We start from the raw sequence: 18,441 nt of genomic DNA on the forward strand, positions 1-18,441 counted from the left end.
GTTTGGCGCAGGTGCAGGTGCAGGTGCAGGTGCAGGTGCAGGTGCAGGTGCGGGTGCGGGTGCGGGTGCGGGTGCGGGTGCAGGTGCAGGTGCAGGTGCAGGTGCGGGTGCGGGTGCGGGTGCGGGTGCGGGTGCGGGTGCGGGTGCGGGTGCGGGTGCGGGGGCACCTACCGGCGCGGGTGCGGGTACGGGTGCCGACCCGGTGGGTGCTGGCGTGCCGGCGCCGCCGCCGCCACAACCGGAAAGCGCCAGAACCGCGCTGAACATCACCCCGAGGGCGACGAACGAATGCGACCGCCCACTGCCAATCTCGGCGGCCAAAGCTTTGTTGGTACTCATTGACTCTCCCTCGGAGTATTTCGATTTTTTGTTGACGAACCGGTTCGATGCGCAGTTAGCAACCAACTCGCTGGCGTAGTCCATGCGCGCGATCACCCGTGTGGTGGGGGGATGGTCTGCGAATTGATGATGCGTAGCAAACGTCCTTGTCGGTCGTTACGGTGTGAGTAGGTGGCGTACACGCCTGATCAGGGGAATGACGCATTTCGATAGTCGTTTGATTCCTTGAATTTGCGAAAGTGATTGTCCAAATCGTTGCAAGTTGAACATCCCACGCCTCTCATGCTTTGAGACTGCCCTGACCTTCGTAGCTGGATATCCTTCACAAAGTGCGGCGCGAGGCAGGCTGTGGTTAGAGCTCAAGAGCGAAGTCCCGTGCAACTCATTCCAAGCTTTCAGAGCAAGCGTGAAAAAGGACCGCGTGAGCACGCAGTCCGTTGATTTCGCCTGATGGTGGACGAGATTCGTGCAAGTCTCCAGTGCGCCTGTCGGGTGGCATGGCCAATCGACGCGCCATTGGCCTCTGCGAAATAGGCCTGTCAAGAAACCGACCGACTTGGATCGACCAAGGCCACGGCCGTCAGGCCACCAAATGCGCATTCCGGACCAAAAGCGCCAGCGATCCCGATCCAGACCCGCCACCGGTTCCGACCCGGTTCCTCCACTTGCAACTTGGGCGGCCGCACGACATGGCCGCCGTGACGATGGGGGGGCGGCAGTGCGTGGCGGCGGCCCTGCTTTGGAGGGCGCCTACGACGAAGTGACGGAAACGATTCGTTGCGGCATGATCTCCCGCATGACAGGCCAGCACATCACCGGCGACACGACAAGTTCCGATCAACTCGTCGGCGAGGCGTAGTGTCTGAAGCGCTTGAACTGCTCCGCAGAGTCGATCGCCGAAGCAGTGGCTGACGGCACCTCGTTCTTCGTGATGAAGAGCGGGCTGAAGGTGTACCGAGCTTCTTTTCCAATTTGGCCTTTGAACGCCGGCAACTCGCCGCCGTGAGCATGTTGCTCAAGGACCTCGACGGATTCACGAGGTGGCAGTTCTTCGTCCGAGGCAAGGGCTCGCTGGGCGGGCTGACACCATTGACAGCTCTGCGCGAGGGCAAGCTCCGGCAGGTCAAAGCCACTGCCCAGGGCTTCGCCGAGCGCTGAACCACGATGCAGGCACCATGACCGAGCGACCAAGCCGCGCCGTCTACCTTCACGGCTTCGCCCTGAAGAAGGAAGGCTCCTGGAGTTCGTGCGCACAGACGACCCCCTTTTTTGGATCGAAGGCGCGCAGGTCGGCCGCAGCGACGACGGCAACCGGAGGTCAGGCTTGGTCAAGGGTATGGTGTGGTCGTCCAAGGACCTGAAGTGAGTTCAGCGCGGCCGACCAGTACAGGGTCTAGTTACCTGCTCCGGTGGCGCTTGCGACATAGGCTGCTAACGCAGCGATCTGGCTATCGTCGAGTTTCCCCTTGTAGGATGGCATCTGTCCGAGGCCATTGCGCAGCGCAGCCGCGACGCGGCTGGCGTCGGGTCTCAGCTCGTCGAGCACCGGACCGACCGCTCCGGCGGCCCCTGCGTCTTTCAGGGTGTGGCAGACGGCACAGGCCGGCACTGCATCCTTGGTGAACAGCGCCTTTCCGATCTTGAGTTGAGCCGAGACGTCTGCGGCCAGCGCCGGCGCACCGGCAAGTACGGTGGCCAAGATGCAGCACGCACCATGCGGCGACAAGAGGCAAAATTTGCCGCTCATGCCACGCTCACTTTCACGGCGTGGTCTGCCCAACTGGTGTTGTTGTAGCCGCCAGCGTTTTCGCTTCTCTGCTCCGGCTGTACGTTGCCGGCCGTGTCGATTGCGCGGCTGGCCAAGGTGTAGGTGCCTGCCGGCAAGCGAGCTGCCAGTACAAACTGGCGCCACGCGTAGCGCCCGAGGTCCGGGCCAACGAGACGCGCCTGCGCCCACGTCTTGCCGCCATCGAGCGATACCTCGACCTTTGCAATTGCATTGAGCCCCCCGAAGGCTACGCCATGAATCTGCGTGTCGCCGGCCGCCACGGGCTTGCCGTCGGTGCCAGGACCATTGATCCAGGACTTGACGCTCATCTCCTGCACCGATGGCTGCGTTGGATCACCCTTTGCACCTGGAGGAGACAGCCGGTAGCCGTGCGACATGATGCGCGCGTCGGTCTCCTGCGCCGTGAACGCCAGGCGCTTGACGTACTTGATGTTGTTCACCCCGGTGTAGCCCGGCACGATCAGGCGCAGCGGCCCACCGTGCGCAAGGGAGATCGGCACGCCGTTCATCTCCCAGGCCAACAGCGCATCGGCCATCGCAGCCGCCGGCACGGATCGCTCGACGATCACGCTCTTCGGATCCAGGCCCTCAGGCAATTTTTCGCCCCCGGTCCCAGTCATGTAGGACATGCCGCCGAGCACGCCGCCAAGCGCCTCGACGACCCAACGCACCGGCACACCGCTCCACATCACACATCCTGCCGCGCCGACTTGCCAAGGTGTACCGCTCGGCTTGCTTGGGAAGTACCCACGGCCGTTGCCAGAGCACTGCAGCACCATCGCCGTGGTCTCGATGCCCATGCGCTTGAGGTCCCGCAAGGCAAGCTTGCGCGGGCTCTTCACGCCCTCGATCGCCACTTCCCACGCATCGCGGTCGGAGAGGATCGACGCGTCCGGCGCCGGAAGGTTGTTGCGAATGTAGAGTTGTTCTGCGGGCGTGACAACGCTGGTGCCGAACACACTGCGCTTGGTTTCGATTGTGGTTCCGCTGTGGACGATGAGGCTGCCCGGATCCTTCCAGCTGACATAGGCCGGCAGCGGCTTCGGTGCGGCGCCCGTTGGCACCGGCGCTGGGGTATCGCCCGCTGCGCCTGCGCCTCGACTCCAACTGGCCAGACCCGCGGCGGCGAGGGCGGCACCACTGCCTGCCAGCATGTGACGGCGGCGTAGGACGATTGGCTCTTCTCTCATCGAATGTCTCCTGGTTTGGAATCGTTGTCGTGTGTTCGGTGAGGATCTGAGTGGTTCCTCACCCAGGCGCCGGAGGTGCCGTTCCCTGCAAGCTGAACTGGGCCACGCTCAGCCCCTTCTGCTTTGACGAAACGAGCAGCAGCGGCTTGCCTTCGCGCGAACGGATGACGCGCCAGTGCACGCCGTTCCACCAACCGCCGTCTTCCTTCAGTGCGACGGGCTGGTCGAACGCAAAGACCGTGACCATGCCGCCCTTCTCGAAGTAGGTGGTCAGGTGGTAGGCGACATGTCCTTCGATATCGCAGACGCGCATCAACTGCGGGAATCCGGGCACTACCTTGGTTTGGCCGAGACCAAGCCGAGCAAGCATCTGCTGTGGATCCATGGCGTTGCCGCGCAGCGTGCGCTCGTGGGACTCGTGCTCGATCGCGTCTCGCACCAGCGAGGGCGGGCGCATTGCCAATACCGTGCCGCTGCCGGTGGCGGCCAGTACCAGGCCGGCGACGACGCGCTGGACACCGCGCCGCGCCAGCCATGGCGAGGACTTGCGAAGCAGGTGGGGTGGCGGATCACTCGGCTCGAAAGCCAGCGCCATCTCGGCGCGTACGCGCAGGTCGAAGTCGCTGTCGGCGGGCATCGAGGGCAGGGGTGTTTCGGTTTTCATGTCACACCTTTCGAAGGTGGGCCGCGGCCCCTTCCGAGCGAGAGGTCGGCCCGGCTGCACTGGGTTCAGTCATCACGGCCTTTAGTGCGTCGCGCGCGCGAGCCAAGCGCGACAGCACCGTGCCGGGCGCGACCTCGAGTGCCTCGGCCATTTGCGCCGTGGGCATGTCGTCAAAGTAGTACAGCACCAGCACCTCGCGATGGATTGGCGCAATACGTGCGAGCGCCTTGACCACATCAAGCTTCTCGTCCAAGCCAGCATCGGGGGCGGCCTGCTCGGGCAGTTCGTCGCCGTCGATCGACACAGGACCCGGCGCCAGGTAGCGATATGCGTTGCGCCGCATGATCTGGAACAGCCAAGCGCGCGCCGATTCCGCTTGCTTGAGTTGATCCCTGAAGCGCCAGGCCGCGGCGAAGCAATCCTGCACCACGTCCTCGGCAATCGCCCGCGAGCCGGTCAGTGCCCAAGCGCTGCGCAGCAGGAAGCGGTAGTGCTCTCGCACCCAAGAGTTGTAGCGTGATTCGGCAGAGGAGAACATCGTGTGTCTAAGAGCGTTGGCGTCGCTGCGCCATTCCGGCCGCGCGTGGGCAACAGGCTCGGTGTTTTCCCGCGTCGTCACGGCCCACGGGTGCCTCCGAGCGAAGGAAATTCCGGAGCACCCGCACACACGTCCTTGCGCAGCAGCGCCAGGCGCCGCTGCATGCTATCGATCTCGACGGTCTGCCCGGCGATGATTTCCTCCGCCAGTTGGCGCGTTACAGGGTCGCGACCATGCTGAAGCACCAGGCGCGCCATGTCGACGGCGCCCTGGTGGTGGGGGACCATCATCGCAAGGAAATCAACGTCGGGGTCGCCGCTGTAGCCCGGGGCGTGCATGGCTTCCATCATCGCGACCATGCTCGTGTCCATTTCACCCTGAAAGGCGGATGGCGTGCCGGGCCGTGATGCTTCGTGAGCGTGGTGATGCACGCCGCCCGCTGCCCAGACGACATTGCCGGCCACCACTGCGGCGGTGCCCAAAGCCGTGAGCAGCAGTGCAAGGTGCCACGGTCTGGCAGTCTTCATGCGGTTTGCCCCTTCGTTCCGGGCCGTACATAGACGAGGTTGATGCTCTTCTTGTTGCGCAACGCGCCGGACGGCAGGTTCAGATTGCCGAGTGGGATCTGCGCGATGAATCCTGGCCGGAGTGGGTCGCTCACGTCGAACGCGCTGCACACGGTCTGCCCGGCATTGGGAGTGCCCGGCAGTTCGTCCTGCTCGTGGGCCACATACAGTAATGTGTTCTCGGGATTGGTCCACAGCCCGTGCGCCTCCCGGCCATGGCTGAAGAAGCTGCCGATCATGCGCCGTTGGCCGCGCGTGGCACCGCGGTCGATGATCGCGATCTGACTGGAGGCTATTCCGCCCGGGCCGCTGTCGTCGACGCGAGCCAGACTTGCGTAGGTGACGCTGCCCCGGGCATTGGCGACGAACTCCACGTGATTGGGTCGCGCCCCCATGCCGAGCGCTACGCTGTCGTGCAAATCGAAGGTACCCCGAGTCGAGCGGCACGACACGGCGTCGGCCAGTTTGTGCGAAAACCAGACCTCGTCGCCGTCGGCGGTGGTCTTCATGAAGGGCGTGAAGCCGGGTTTGTCCTGCGCGGAGACATCCAGCGTCGTCAGCCGCTCGGGCCGCGAATGGCCGTCCGGGCCTGCGTTGACGCGAAATACGTCAACACGGGCGACCTTCTGGCTCGCCACGAAGGCCAGCGTGCCTTCACGGTTGAACCAGACCTGAGCAGGGCCGTTCAGTGTGGGCAGGTATTGCCGTACCGGTGATAGGTCAGCGCCGCGAAGGTGGCGAAGCGCCTGCGCCACGTCGAGGATTGCGATTCGGGCCTCACCCCGCAGCGTGACCCACAATTCCTTGCCGTTGCGCGTGAACGTGGGCTCGTGCGGTTCGCGGCCGAGCAGGATGCCACTCGAGAGCCGTTCGGCGCTCGTCGTCTCACTGGCTGCGGGATTCGGCGTGTTGCCGATCACTCGTTTGTCAACCGCATCGATGAGGTAGATGTTGCTGGAGCCGCGGCCGCTGGTGGCCAGCAATGTGCCGTCGGGCGACGGCACGGCGCCGTGTGCGTCGATGCAGCCGTGGTACAGCGGCTTGTGGATCATCGCAGCGTGCGTGGGGGCCACGCCGGCCGTGACGTAGCGGAACGGCGGTCGCGGATCCTCGTCGAAGCTCGTCAGGTTGATCGTGGTCTCCACCGCGTTGCGGCGTGGGTCGATGACGACCAGAGTGTTCGAGTCTTCGTTGGTGATGAAGACTCGGTCGCGCGGGTCGGGGCCGTCGGGTCCAGGGTTGCCTTGCGCCATTGCGGCAGGCAGTACGGCCGCGGCGGCAGCGGCGAGGGTGTGCGTCAGGAAGTCGCGTCGATCCTGGGTCATGGGGTTCCTTGGGGCGAGGTCGAGAATCGGGCCAGAGCGCGCCCGATAGTGGCGCGGTCTCGGGGGTACCGAGCTAAAGAGCGGCGCCAGAAGGACTTCATTCCATGCGCACGCTATTTCCCCGTTGCCGTGCCGTCCAACTGTTGGTACACCTCCGACGAGATCCGCGCCAACTCGGCGCGGTCGGCCCCTGACGACAGCGCGTACTCGCGAAGCTACCGACCAGGCTCCCTAGTCTGCGGTCGTATCAGCGAAGCATCGAGCTTGGGAGTTCAGAGGCCATCAAACACGCGGCGGGGGCGGGCCTTGGACTAGCTTGCCTGTCGTCTTGGGTCGTCGACGATCTGATACGCACTGGGCGTCTCGTGTGCTTGGCCACGACCTTGCCTGAGATGAGGCGCCAGTGCTACCTCGTAGTGCACCGGCAGAAACACGGGGCGCCCGCGCTACGCAACTTCGTCGCTCAGGCCATGGCTTGTCGACCCATGGAGACTCACGAGGCCAGTTGAGGGTGCCTTGTGCCTGGCAGGCTCTCGCGGGCGCGGCGAGCCGCGCCGCCCACGCATTGATGCAGCGCGAAGTTCATGAGGCCAAGCGTCGGCTCCGCTTGTCTGACACGACGGGCCGGAGCCGTGCGCGTCAGGGTTTCCTAGGGCATCGGTTTCCCTTGGATCACGCGCCACGCTGATGTCGCTTACGTAGCCGTTCATTCAGGTGAACTGCAACTCGTGCGAGGCATGGAGCACTTCGTTCGCTTGTGGTCGGCTGGATAGGGTGCTTGAGTGCGCTCGAATTCTTCGCGAGACTTGCCCCAAGGCAGGTGCGAGGCCGTGCGTCGCTCTGCCCCATACCAACTACTCTTGTCCAACTTGAGGGCCAATGAATGAACACTGGAGATCGACGTCTTCTTGCCGGGGTTGCTTGCGTAGTTCTTGGGGCAACGGGTGGAGCCTCGGATGCGCACGCCCAGGACGCCGGCAACTGGCTCGTTCGCGCCAGAGTCGTCCACCTCGACTCAGCGAACAAAGACGACACAGGTTTTGGCCTGACGATCAACAACAAGGTTCTGCCTGAAGTTGACATTTCGTACTTCTTCTCGCCAAACCTCGCGGCTGAGTTGATCCTGACCTATCCGCAGAAGCAGACCATTCATTCGAGCGTCGTCGGTGCCGACATCGGCACGTTCAAGCACCTTCCGCCGACGCTGACGATGCAGTACCACTTCACGGGGCTGGGCAACTTCAGGCCCTACGTCGGAGCCGGTATCAACTACACGAACCTGTCTTCGGTGAAGTTCGACTCCAACGTTGCGGCGCTGAACCTGGGTGTCAAACACAACAGCTTCGGGCTCGCTGTTCAACTTGGTGTGGACGTCCCGATCGGGGGCGGATGGCTCCTCAACGCGGACGTCAAGAAGGTTCAGATCGGAACTACCGTCTACTCCAATGGGAACTCCGTTGGGAAGTTGCGGGTAGACCCGGTGCTGTTCGGGCTTGGTGTTGGCAAGCGGTTCTGAGCCTCCGCAGCAGGTCGGTCGGCACAACTGTGAGAGTGACGAAACCTGGCGCAGATGCTGCAGACCTGTGTCTGTCGCCCATACCTGCCTTGCACAGCCCATAATTTGACGCAAGCCGGCGAGATTGCCGCGAGGGCTACTGGTGTGGTTCATTCACCGCTCTACCTCCTCGAGAGGTTCGATCTAGGAATTGTCCAGTTGGACGAGGAGCGGCGCGTGGTCTCGATGAACGACCTCGCTCGCCGAACGCTGCCGTTGGAGGACAAGCAGCCATTTGACAAGCGGGTTCTTGCCTTTCATCCCGAGCGCTCGCAGCCGAAGGTCGCGTTCATGCTGGACCAGGCAGCTGTTTGCCCAGTCTCCAATCCTCCTCCGATGACCATGATCATCAACATCCCGGAGCGGGTGCTGCTGATCAAGGTGTCGCGCCTTTCCGACGGCCAGCGGCGCCCCGCTGGGTACACGCTGGCCTTCTACGACATCACCGATCTGGTGAGCAGCGAGCCTCCGAAGTCGGCCAAGAACAATCAAACCAGACGACTGAAGAAGATCCCGACGATGTCGGGACAGAGGCTGGTTCTGGTCGACTCCGAGGATCTTCTGCACCTGCACTCGGACGGGCACTACACGCGCGTCATTACCGCTGACGACAATCGTTTCTGCAACCTCAGCATCGGAGATCTCGAAGCGCGCCTGGATCCGGAACAGTTTGTTCGGGTGCACCGCAGTCACATCGTCAATCTTTCTGCGATCAAAGCACTGGTCCGCGAAGGGGGCCGCCTTGTGCTCCAGTTGTCCAATGGCGGGCCGAGTATTCCGGTAGCGCGCACGGCAGCGGCGGAGCTTCGCGTGCATCTTGGCATGCGAGGTGATGCGATGCGTTTGGCCCGCAAGAAGCGAACCCCTACATAGGCTGATGCCGAGTGAAGCGTCCTGGGGTGCCTGGCCCCAACCAGTAGTCGGATTGAGTTGATGACCTGGGATATTGCGTGCCTTTGCGCGGCGTGGTGCAGAACCTGCGAGAGCTACAGGCCGGTCTTCGAGCGCATTGCTGCGGAACGCCCTCCAGAAGGCCGCGTCTGTCGGTGGCATTGGGTTGACATCGAAGGTGAGGCCGACCTACTCGGTGACCTGGACGTCGAGACGTTTCCGACCTTGGTGCTGGTTGGCCCCAGTGGCGTGAAGTTTGCCGGGCCTGTCGAGGCGCGTGAGGAAACGCTGCGTGCCTTGCTCAGACGCGCACTGGCGGACCAAGGCGGTGCCGAGTTTCGAGCAGATCACCCGATGGGACTCGCAGGCTTGGTCGAAGGACTGCGGCAGCGGCCTCCAAGCCTTTGACGGCATGTGCGTGTCGTCGATTTCATTTCGTTGAGCGCTGCCGATCTCTGGCGACGCTCCTGCGCACTGGCGCAACGCACGAAACGGGTTTCCCCTAGCAATCGGTTTCCCTATGAACACCGCGTGAGCAACTTGCGCGAAACGCGCAGTTCGTGCGTTCGATGTGGTCAGTCGCGCAAACGATGCGGCCCTTCGTGCTCGCAGCTGAGGCTGTAGCGGCCGATTGATCAAGCGACGGCACGGGGCGAGACTCTCCAACAAGACGATTTCAACTCTGTGGAGATCCCAATGATTCCGCCAACTTTCGACTACCACGCTCCGACGTCAGTGGCAGATGCGCTGAAGCTCATGGGGCAGCTTGGATCCGATGCCAAGCTGCTCGCGGGGGGGCACAGCCTGCTGCCGATGATGAAACTGCGCTTCGCGCAGCCGGCTCACCTGATCGACCTGAATCGTATCGATTCGCTGCGAGGGATTCGAGAGGACGGCGGGACCATCGTGATTGGTGCGATGACGGTCGAGAACGATCTCATCGAGTCGAAGATTCTGCAGGCCAAGATGCCGCTGCTGCCCGAAGCAGCCCGCCTGATTGCCGATCCGCAAGTGCGCAATCGAGGCACGATCGGCGGCGATGTCGCCCACGGTGACCCGGGAAACGACCACCCCGCGTTGATGCTGGCGGTCGATGCGACCTTCGTACTTCAAGGACCGAAGGGCCAGCGCCAAGTCAAGGCGGAGGGCTTCTTCCACGGCACCTACATGACCGAACTGGCTGAGGACGAGATCCTTGTGGAGATCCGGATCCCCGCTTTTGCAGCCAAGACAGGCTATGCCTACGAGAAGCTCAAGCGCAAGACCGGCGACTGGGCGACGGCGGGGGCCGCTGTGGTTCTGCGGATGTCTGCGGAAAAGGTCAGCAGTGTTCGCATCGCTCTGACCAATGTCGCGCCGACTGCGGTGCGGGTGCCGGCTGCCGAGGCAACTTTGGTCGGAAAACCACTGACCGAGTCGGCGATCGCGCAGGCTGCGGGCGAAGTGATGGCTGCTTGTGACCCTGCCGAAGACTTGCGTGGGGATCGCGAATACAAGACGGCGATGGCCGGAGAAATGTTCAGGCGTGCTATCCGCAAAGCGGCTGCGCGCTGCAAATAGGCAACTCGGAGACTACAACCATGACAAAGAAGCTGCTGACCACAACGGTCAACGGGCGCACCGTCGAGAAGGCGGTGGAGCCTCGGAACCTGTTGATTCACTTCCTTCGTGAAGATTGCCAACTGACAGGGGCCCACATCGGGTGCGACACCAGCCACTGCGGCGCGTGCACGGTCGACGTCGACGGTCGCTCGGTCAAGAGTTGCACGCACCTTGCCGTGCAGTGCGAGGGTTCGAACATCCTCACGGTCGAGGGGCTGGCCAACGCCGGCGTGCTGCATGCCGTGCAAGAGGGCTTCTACAAGGAGCACGGCCTGCAGTGCGGCTTCTGCACCCCGGGCATGCTGATGCGCGCCTGGCGCTTTTTGCAGGAGAACCCGAACCCGAGCGAGGAAGAGATCCGCGCCGGCATGAGCGGCAACCTGTGCCGCTGCACCGGCTACCAGAACATCGTCAAGGCGGTGCTATACGCCGCGGCCAAGCTCCAGCAAACCCAGAAGGAGGCCGCATGAACGCGCCCGCCGATCCGAAGCTGCTGGAACGCAGCGCCGCCCTGCAGGGCATGGGCGACAGCCGCCTGCGCAAGGAGGATGCGCGCTTCATCCAGGGCAAGGGCAACTACGTCGATGACATCAAGTTGCCTGGCATGCTGCACATGGACATCGTGCGTGCGTCGGTGGCTCACGCGCGGATCAAGAAGATCGACAAGACCGAGGCTCTCAAGGTGCCAGGGGTGGTGGCTGTGCTCACGGCCGAAGATCTCAAGCCACTGAAGCTGCATTGGATGCCGACACTGGCCGGAGACGTCGCGGCCGTCCTGGCCGACGAGAAGGTTCACTTTCAGATGCAGGAGGTGGCGGTCGTCATAGCGGAGGACCGCTATGCGGCCGCCGATGGCGTTGAGGCCGTGCAGGTGGAGTACGAGGAACTGCCGCCAGTGATCGACCCCTTCGCAGCACTGGCACCAGATGCCCCGGTCTTGCGCGAAGACCTGGCCGGCAAGACCGAAGGTGCCCACGGCAAGCGTGACCACCACAACCACATCTTCACCTGGGAGGCCGGCGACAAGGCCGCCGCCGATGCCGCCTTCGACAAGGCACCCGTGAAGGTGGCCGAGCGCATCTTCTACCCGCGAGTGCACCCCTGCCCGCTGGAGACTTGCGGCTGCGTGGCCAGCTTCGACCCCGTGCGCGGCGACTTGACCACCTACATCACCTCGCAGGCGCCGCACGTCGTGCGCACCGTGGTGTCCTTGTTGTCTGGCATTCCGGAGTCGAAGGTCCGGATCGTTTCGCCAGACATCGGCGGTGGTTTTGGCAACAAGGTCGGCATCTATCCAGGCTATGTGTGCGCAATCGTCTCCAGCATCGTGCTCGGGAAGCCGGTCAAGTGGGTGGAGGACCGCGTAGAGAACATCTCGACGACCGCATTCGCCCGCGATTACCACATGGACGGTGAGCTCGCCGCGACCCCAGATGGGCGCATCCTGGGGCTGCGCGTCAACGTGCTGGCCGACCACGGCGCGTTCGACGCTTGCGCGGATCCGACCAAGTTCCCGGCAGGCCTGTTCCACATTTGTTCCGGCTCGTACGACATCGCGGCCGCCTACTGCAAGGTCAAGGGTGTCTACACCAACAAGGCACCCGGGGGCGTGGCCTACCGTTGCTCGTTCCGTGTTACGGAGGCGGTGTACCTGATCGAGCGAATGGTCGATGTGCTTGCGCAGAAGCTGAACATCGACAAGGCCGAGATTCGGGCGAAGAACTTCATCCGCAAGGAACAGTTTCCGTACCACAGCCCTTTCGGATTCGAGTACGACTCCGGGGACTATCACACGGGACTCAAGAAGGTCCTGGACGCCTGCGACTACCCGGAGCTTCGCCGAGAACAGGCCGCCAAGCGTGCAGATCCGAACTGCCCCACGCTGATGGGCATCGGCCTGGTCACCTTCACCGAGGTCGTCGGGGCAGGGCCGAGCAAGATGTGCGACATCCTCGGCGTGGGGATGTTCGACAGTTGCGAGATTCGCATTCACCCCACAGGCAGCGCCATTGCCCGCATGGGCACGATCACACAGGGCCAAGGCCACCAGACCACTTACGCGCAAATCATCGCGACGGAACTGGGCATTCCCAGTGAGGTGATTCAGGTGGAGGAGGGTGACACCAGCACTGCGCCATATGGCCTGGGCACCTATGGGAGTCGCAGCACCCCCGTAGCGGGCGCCGCCATCGCCCTGGCCGCACGCAAGATACACGCGAAGGCGCGCAAGATCGCCGCGCATCTGCTGGAGGTCGGCGAGAACGACCTCGACTGGGAGATCGACCGCTTCAAGGTCAAGGGCAACGAAAGCAAGTTCAAGTCGATGAAGGACATCTCCTGGGCCGCTTACAACAGCCCGCCGCCCGGGCTGGAGCCGGGCCTGGAGGCGGTGCACTACTACGACCCGCCCAACTTCACCTTCCCGTTTGGCATCTACCTGTGCGTGGTCGACATCGACCGCGGCACCGGCGAGACGAAGATTCGCCGCTTCTACGCGCTCGACGATTGCGGAACGCGCATCAACCCAATGATCATCGAGGGCCAGATCCACGGCGGACTGACCGAGGGCTTCGCGGTAGCGATGGGTCAGCAGATGCCGTTTGACGCCCAGGGCAATTTGCTCGGCAACACGCTGATGGACTACTACTTGCCCACTGCTGTCGAGACGCCGCATTGGGAGACCGACTACACCGTGACTCCCAGCCCGCACCATCCTATCGGCGCAAAGGGGGTGGCCGAGTCACCCCATGTCGGCTCGATTCCAACCTTCACGTCGGCGGTCGTCGACGCCTTCGCCCACCTCGGAGTCACGCAGATGACCATGCCCCACAACAGCTTCCGCGTCTGGCAGCAACTCAAGCAGTGCGGGGTGGTCCTGTAATGGAAGTCCAACTCGACAAACGCTACCCACTGCCGGTGTCTCCGGAACAGGCTTGGGTCATTCTGTCCGACATCCGTGCTGTGGCGGCGTGCATGCCCGGGGCGCAGATCACCGAACAGTCCGATGAGACGCACTTCAAGGGCCTGGTCAAGAGCAAGGTCGGGCCGGCGGTGATGACCTTCAACGGTGACATCGAACTTCTCGGAAGGGATGTCAGCCAGCGGCGCCTGGAGATTCTCGGCAAGGGTGCGGACAAGGCCGGATCATCGGCCTCGATGAACCTGGCGGCTCGTATTGAGAACGGTGACACTCGCGGCTCTTCGGTGCTTATCGGCCTGGCGACGATCACGGTCAACGGCAAACTCGCGCAGTTCGGCGGCCGTCTGCTGGTCCCGGTGGCCGATGCGATGTTGGCGCAGTTTGCTGACAACTTTCGAGTGGCGGCTGAAGCGGTTCCTCCGCCTGCCGGCGTGGGCGCCACTGCCGCCAGCAGCAGTGGCCAACCTCCGGCACCTCGGGTTGCGCCGCGTGAGCTCAATGCCCTGGGCTTGATGTGGATGGTCATCAAGGGCTGGTTCGCCGGCCTCTTCGGCAAGAAGGCGGCTTGAGCCCATGCCACGCGACGATGTCCTGCGCGAAGGGCTGCACCACGCCGGGTACATAGCCGACCAGCCTCTTGCTGCCACGCTGTGGCTGGCTGGGCGACTGCAACGACCGCTGCTGCTTGAAGGAGATGCAGGCGTTGGCAAGACGGCCCTGGCGCTGGCCCTCGCGAGGTTCGAAGGGCTGAGGCTGGTCCGGTTGCAATGCTACGAAGGGTTGGATCTTTCGCAGGCAGCGTACGAGTGGAACTACGGCCGGCAACTGCTGGCCATACGTTTGCAGGAGTCGGGTCAGGGGGTGATCGCCGAGTCGGATCTGTTCTCGCGGGAGTTCCTTCTGGAGCGCCCTTTGATGCAGGCCCTCTCCGGCGAGACGGCTGCCGTCTTGTTGATCGACGAGATCGACCGCGCCGACGAGGCGTTCGAGGCGTTCTTGCTGGAGGTGCTGGCGGAGTATCAGATCACGGTGCCGGAGTTGGGAACGGTGCGTGCGACGCTGCCGCCCCGGGTGATTCTGACCAGCAACGGGACCCGCGAGCTTTCCGACGCCCTGCGCCGACGCTGCCTGTACCACTACCTTGAGTTCCCGACGCTTGCGCGTGAGATCGCAATTGTTCGTGCCGCAGTGCCCGAGGCCGAGCCAGCGCTGGTCGAGCAGGCGGTCGCGTTCGTCCAACGCCTGCGGCGCGAGGATCTCGCAAAGAACCCGGGGATCGCCGAGACGCTCGACTGGGTCAAAGCATTGCATGACTTCGACTTCCAGTCGCTTCCCGACGACCCTGGTTCGCTGACGCCCACGCTCGGGTGTCTGATCAAGACCCGCGAAGACCGCTTCCAACTCTCGGACGACCGTGTCCGGCAGTTGATCGAAGGGCGGCGGGTCGTCGGTATCGCCGAACGTGCGGCGCGGGCAGGCTGACATGGCGGGAAAGCCGGAGCCAATCGAGCGCATCGCCGGGTTTGCGGCGATGCTGCGCGAGCACGGCTTGACGGTCGGTGTCCCGGAGCAGCAGGCTATGGTCCGGGCGGCACTGGCTTGGCCGGTGACCGAGTACGCACGTCTCAATGGAGCGTGGCGCGCTATCGCCTGCCACGACGTACGCGATTGGCGTCGTTGGCCGGACCTGTTCCAGCGGTACTGGTGGCCCGAGGCCATCAAGGGGAGTACGCGCGTCAGCGGGCGGACCCGGCCGGGACGAACTCTGGAGCAGGTCGTGCGCGACATGCAGCAGCAGATCGAGTCGAACGGCGCGGGCGACAGGCGCCCCGAGTCGCTCGATACGTCGGTCGAGGGAGCAACTGTCGCGGAGCAGGACTCGCCGGTGCAGCGCGCACAAGGCGGCGCCAGCCGAACCGAAGCCTTGCACGACCGGTCGTTCTCGCAATGGCTGCCGCAGGATCTGGCACTGCTCGACAGGTTGGCCGAGCAGATCGCCAAGGCGATGCGCAGGCGACTCACGCGCCGGTGGCGCCGGGTGCCAACCGGGCATCGGCTGGACCTGCGCAGCACGTTGCGGCGCTGTTTGGCGACGGGCGGCGTCCCAATTCGCCCAGCCTGGCGGGTGCAGCGCCGCGAGCGGCAGCGCCTTTTCATCCTGGTGGACGTGAGCCGCTCCATGGAAACGCATGCGCAGTTGTTCCTGCGTATCGCTCGCGCGTTCGTCGGGGCGATGAATGCCCGCGTGTTCGTCTTTCACACGAGGCTGGCCGAGGTGACTGCCCTTCTACGAAGTGACTCCGCAGCGATTCAGGAAAAGGTAAACGCGGTCACGGCTGGGTTCGGCGGCGGCACGCGCATCGCGACGAGTCTGGCGGACTTCCGAACTTCGCACGCGCGCGGGCAACTGGGTCGTGGATCGAGAGCCTGGGTGCTCTCCGACGGGTACGACGCCGACGAGCCGGATCGCCTGAGTGAGGAACTCGAAGGCCTGTGTCGATTGGGCACTCGCGTGACCTGGTTCCACCCGTCAAGCGAACGACCGGTATCGCAGGCCATGACGCTGGCACTCTCCGAGCCCGGTCGCGTGGAGCGGTTGCATCGCCTTGACTCGCTGCGCGACCTGTCTCGCCTGGCCAACGAACTTCATTGATCGAAGCCACAAGGAGTTTGACCATGACAACCTCAGATGCCGTCTTTGCCGCAGCGCAGCGCCTGCAAAGCGAAGGAACACCGTACGCCCTGGTCAGCGTCGTGCGCGCACTTCCTCCGGCGTCCGCACGGCCGGGCGACAAGGCGGTGGTCACGCAGGATGGGCATCTGCACGGCTGGGTCGGTGGGGGCTGCGCGCAACCCGCCGTGATCCGGACCGTGCGGCAGGTGCTCAGCGATGGCAAGGCCAAGCTGATCCGCATCAGTCCCGCCACGGAAGGCAGTGAGAAGGATCTCGGCGACATACTCGAGTTCGGAATGAGTTGCCACTCTGGCGGGACGCTCGAACTCTTCGTCGACCCGGTGCTGCCAGCTGCGCGGCTCGTGGTCATCGGCACTTCGCCTGTCGCGTTGAGCCTGGCCCAACTCGCCCCCAAGGTCGGCTTCTCAGTCACGGCGATCGCCCATGAGGCGGACCCAGCCGTCTATGTCGATGTCCAGCGCGTCGTTGCGAGTGACGACTTGAACGATGTGGCGCCACTCTTGGCACCAGGCGCCTGGGTGGTGGTCGCCACGCAGGGTCGTCGGGACGTGCAGGCCTTGCGTCTGGCGCTCGGTCTATCGCCGCGCTACGTCGCCTTCGTGGCAAGCGCCCGCAAAGCCAAGGTGCTCAAGGATTCGCTGATTGCGGCGGGAAGTGAGCCGTCAGCCGTGCAAGCGATAGTGGCGCCGGCGGGCTACCCGATGGCGGCGACCACGCCCGAGGAGATTGCCCTGTCGGTGCTCGCGGCGGTTGTCTCGAACCGACGCGGCGCGGCCCATGCACCCGAGCCGCATTTTCCCGAGGCGCGTTTGCCGGAGGAGCAGGCGGCGCCCGTGCTGGTGGCCTTGGCCGAGAGCGTTGCCGTCGGCGGCTCGTGCTGCCATTCGAAACCGACCGTTGAGCCGGTTCGGGTCGCGGCCCCCGCATCCTGCTGTGGGGGCTGAAGCATGGGCTGCGCTCTCAAAGGCGGTGGAGGTCTGTATTCGAGGCTGACCGTTGGCGCGGTTCTGCTCGCGGCCGGCGCGGGTGAGCGCATGGGGCGGCGTCCGAAGTGCATGCTGCAACTGGGCGGCGTTCCGATCATCCGCCGCATGCTGATCGCGATGTCCGGCGCCGGCGTCGACGAGGTGGTGGTGGTACTGGGTCACCATGCCGAGGTCGTTGAACCTGCGGTGATGGACTTCCCCGTCACCGTCGTTCATAACCCTGCACCCGACGACGGGATCATGTCTTCGCAGCGAATCGGGCTTGCCGCACTGAGCCGTCGCTACGACGCGGTGCTGATGGCGCTAGCCGACCAGCCATTGATCGGTGCTGACGACATCACGGCACTGATCCGTGCCTGGAAGCAGCGTCCCGAAGGAGTAGGCGTGGTGTTCCCGCAGGTTGCCGGGCAGAAGGGCAACCCCGTGCTGGTCAGCGCGGATGTGCGAGATCAGATCCTCGCTGACGGCGCAAATGTCGGCTGCCGACAGTGGCGCGAGTGGCATCCCGAACTCGTGATGCCTTTCGTCACAGACTGCAGACGGTACTGCATCGATGTCGACACCCCGGAGGACGTCGAGCGCTTCAGCAATGAGACCGGGCACGCCTTGCGCTGGCCGACGGAACTGGCGGTCTGATGAGCACGGCGATGAATCCTGGGCTGCACATGCTGTGGCCGACGCCGCTGGGCATCCACCGATTCGCGCAGGCCGCCGAAGTCAATCCGCTGATCGCCAGAGTTCTCGGTGCCTTGCGCGCTGGGCAGGAGGCGAGCAGAGGACAGGCACGTCAACCCTTCTTCGCCAGCGATGACGATCTCTTGCAGCGTGTTCAGCTGCAGGAATGGAGCCGATTCGTTCGCTTTGTCGTCCAGTCATTGCGCGACACAGTGAAGACCGCGAACGAAGGGTACTGGCCAAAGCAGGGCGTGGATCTGCAGGTCCTTATCGAAGGCATGTGGTTCCAGGTGAGCAACGGCGGCGCCTTCCATGACGTCCACACGCACGGCAACTGTTCGTGGTCGGGTGTCTACGTGGTGCAGGTTGACGAGGCACAGGCGCGAGAGCGGAACCCGACGTACGGTTCGAACAACGGCGTCACGCGCTTCTATGGTCCGCCTTTCGGCGTGCTCGGTGGTGCGCACGTGGACGTAGGCAATGCCTACCTGCTCCCGCCGCACCGGGACGTCCAGCCAGTCCCGGGCCAACTCGTTCTGTTTCCCTCCTGGTTGGCCCATCAGGCGCTGCCCTATTCGGGGGAACTGGACCGAGTCATCATCTCCTTCAATGCGAGCGTCCACGCAGCCAAGGGCGACCGTTTGCATGGCTACAGTGCTCATTGAATCCGGCCTGAAGCGGCTGGGTCACTCGCTTTCGCTGGCCG

The 18,441-nt window shown here is 64.0% G+C and carries 21 protein-coding genes; 15 read left to right on the top strand and 6 right to left on the bottom strand.

Features of this window, described 5'->3' with window-relative positions; all coding sequences use genetic code 11:
• The first annotated feature begins 2 nt into the window (after window positions 1–2).
• Together ACQY9S_RS01240 and ACQY9S_RS01245 are read left to right on the top strand one after the other, a co-directional pair.
• Window positions 3–263 carry a hypothetical protein gene (locus ACQY9S_RS01240; protein ID WP_428422758.1) on the top strand — a complete coding sequence of 87 codons (261 nt, stop codon included), beginning with the start codon at window positions 3–5 and terminating at the stop codon, window positions 261–263.
• Between the two features lie 1,078 nt (window positions 264–1,341).
• Window positions 1,342–1,497 carry a hypothetical protein gene (locus tag ACQY9S_RS01245; protein WP_428422759.1) on the top strand — a complete coding sequence of 52 codons (156 nt, stop codon included), beginning with the start codon at window positions 1,342–1,344 and terminating at the stop codon, window positions 1,495–1,497.
• Window positions 1,498–1,732: 235 nt separating this feature from the next.
• Here the strand turns inward: ACQY9S_RS01245 and ACQY9S_RS01250 are convergent, their stop codons facing one another.
• The 6 genes from ACQY9S_RS01250 to ACQY9S_RS01275 form a co-directional block, all read right to left on the bottom strand.
• Window positions 1,733–2,086: a c-type cytochrome gene (locus tag ACQY9S_RS01250; protein ID WP_428422760.1), complete on the bottom strand. Its 354-nt coding sequence runs from the start codon at window positions 2,084–2,086 to the stop codon at window positions 1,733–1,735.
• The gene (locus ACQY9S_RS01255; RefSeq protein WP_428422761.1) at window positions 2,083–3,318 is read right to left on the bottom strand and encodes a sulfite oxidase; all 1,236 of its coding nucleotides are present in this window, start codon (window positions 3,316–3,318) and stop codon (window positions 2,083–2,085) included. The genes ACQY9S_RS01250 and ACQY9S_RS01255 overlap by 4 nt, the downstream gene beginning before the upstream one ends.
• A gap of 58 nt (window positions 3,319–3,376) precedes the next feature.
• Complete coding sequence (locus ACQY9S_RS01260; protein WP_428422762.1) at window positions 3,377–3,982, bottom strand: hypothetical protein; 606 nt, start codon at window positions 3,980–3,982, stop codon at window positions 3,377–3,379.
• Between the two features lies 1 nt (window position 3,983).
• Window positions 3,984–4,520 carry an RNA polymerase sigma factor gene (locus tag ACQY9S_RS01265; protein WP_428422763.1) on the bottom strand — a complete coding sequence of 179 codons (537 nt, stop codon included), beginning with the start codon at window positions 4,518–4,520 and terminating at the stop codon, window positions 3,984–3,986.
• Between the two features lie 77 nt (window positions 4,521–4,597).
• Window positions 4,598–5,047: a CopM family metallochaperone gene (copM, locus tag ACQY9S_RS01270; RefSeq protein WP_428422764.1), complete on the bottom strand. Its 450-nt coding sequence runs from the start codon at window positions 5,045–5,047 to the stop codon at window positions 4,598–4,600.
• Window positions 5,044–6,411, bottom strand: coding sequence for a YncE family protein (locus tag ACQY9S_RS01275; RefSeq protein WP_428422765.1), 1,368 nt, complete (start codon window positions 6,409–6,411; stop codon window positions 5,044–5,046). Before ACQY9S_RS01275 ends, copM begins: the two co-directional genes overlap by 4 nt.
• Window positions 6,412–6,692: 281 nt before the next feature.
• On the opposite strand from ACQY9S_RS01275, the gene ACQY9S_RS01280 reads away from it, so the two are divergent.
• From ACQY9S_RS01280 to ACQY9S_RS01340, 13 genes are all read left to right on the top strand, one after another.
• Window positions 6,693–6,920, top strand: a complete 228-nt coding sequence (locus tag ACQY9S_RS01280) for a LysR substrate-binding domain-containing protein (RefSeq protein WP_428425545.1) — start codon at window positions 6,693–6,695, stop codon at window positions 6,918–6,920.
• Between the two features lie 374 nt (window positions 6,921–7,294).
• Window positions 7,295–7,927: an OmpW/AlkL family protein gene (locus ACQY9S_RS01285; RefSeq protein WP_428422766.1), complete on the top strand. Its 633-nt coding sequence runs from the start codon at window positions 7,295–7,297 to the stop codon at window positions 7,925–7,927.
• A 225-nt stretch (window positions 7,928–8,152) separates the two neighbouring features.
• A complete protein-coding gene (locus ACQY9S_RS01290; RefSeq protein ID WP_428425547.1) occupies window positions 8,153–8,839 on the top strand; it encodes a LytR/AlgR family response regulator transcription factor in 687 nt (228 codons plus the stop codon).
• Between the two features lie 60 nt (window positions 8,840–8,899).
• Window positions 8,900–9,265, top strand: coding sequence for a thioredoxin domain-containing protein (locus ACQY9S_RS01295; RefSeq protein WP_428422767.1), 366 nt, complete (start codon window positions 8,900–8,902; stop codon window positions 9,263–9,265).
• 288 nt (window positions 9,266–9,553) lie between these two features.
• Window positions 9,554–10,417, top strand: coding sequence for an FAD binding domain-containing protein (locus ACQY9S_RS01300; protein ID WP_428422768.1), 864 nt, complete (start codon window positions 9,554–9,556; stop codon window positions 10,415–10,417).
• A gap of 20 nt (window positions 10,418–10,437) precedes the next feature.
• Entirely contained in the window at window positions 10,438–10,929 is a 492-nt protein-coding gene (locus tag ACQY9S_RS01305) for a (2Fe-2S)-binding protein (protein ID WP_428422769.1), read from the top strand.
• A complete protein-coding gene (locus tag ACQY9S_RS01310) occupies window positions 10,926–13,340 on the top strand; it encodes an aerobic carbon-monoxide dehydrogenase large subunit (RefSeq protein ID WP_428422770.1) in 2,415 nt (804 codons plus the stop codon). Before ACQY9S_RS01305 ends, ACQY9S_RS01310 begins: the two co-directional genes overlap by 4 nt.
• Entirely contained in the window at window positions 13,340–13,948 is a 609-nt protein-coding gene (locus tag ACQY9S_RS01315) for an SRPBCC family protein (protein WP_428422771.1), read from the top strand. Before ACQY9S_RS01310 ends, ACQY9S_RS01315 begins: the two co-directional genes overlap by 1 nt.
• A 4-nt stretch (window positions 13,949–13,952) precedes the next feature.
• The gene (locus ACQY9S_RS01320) at window positions 13,953–14,861 is read left to right on the top strand and encodes an AAA family ATPase (protein WP_428422772.1); all 909 of its coding nucleotides are present in this window, start codon (window positions 13,953–13,955) and stop codon (window positions 14,859–14,861) included.
• 1 nt (window position 14,862) lies between these two features.
• Window positions 14,863–16,032: a VWA domain-containing protein gene (locus tag ACQY9S_RS01325; protein WP_428422773.1), complete on the top strand. Its 1,170-nt coding sequence runs from the start codon at window positions 14,863–14,865 to the stop codon at window positions 16,030–16,032.
• Window positions 16,033–16,055: 23 nt separating this feature from the next.
• Window positions 16,056–17,018: an XdhC family protein gene (locus tag ACQY9S_RS01330; protein WP_428422774.1), complete on the top strand. Its 963-nt coding sequence runs from the start codon at window positions 16,056–16,058 to the stop codon at window positions 17,016–17,018.
• Between the two features lie 3 nt (window positions 17,019–17,021).
• Window positions 17,022–17,696: a nucleotidyltransferase family protein gene (locus tag ACQY9S_RS01335; protein ID WP_428422775.1), complete on the top strand. Its 675-nt coding sequence runs from the start codon at window positions 17,022–17,024 to the stop codon at window positions 17,694–17,696.
• Complete coding sequence (locus ACQY9S_RS01340) at window positions 17,696–18,400, top strand: putative 2OG-Fe(II) oxygenase (protein WP_428422776.1); 705 nt, start codon at window positions 17,696–17,698, stop codon at window positions 18,398–18,400. The genes ACQY9S_RS01335 and ACQY9S_RS01340 overlap by 1 nt, the downstream gene beginning before the upstream one ends.
• Window positions 18,401–18,441 lie beyond the last annotated feature (41 nt).

The organism is Methylibium sp., from assembly GCF_965279545.1.
Classification (GTDB): domain Bacteria; phylum Pseudomonadota; class Gammaproteobacteria; order Burkholderiales; family Burkholderiaceae_C; genus Methylibium.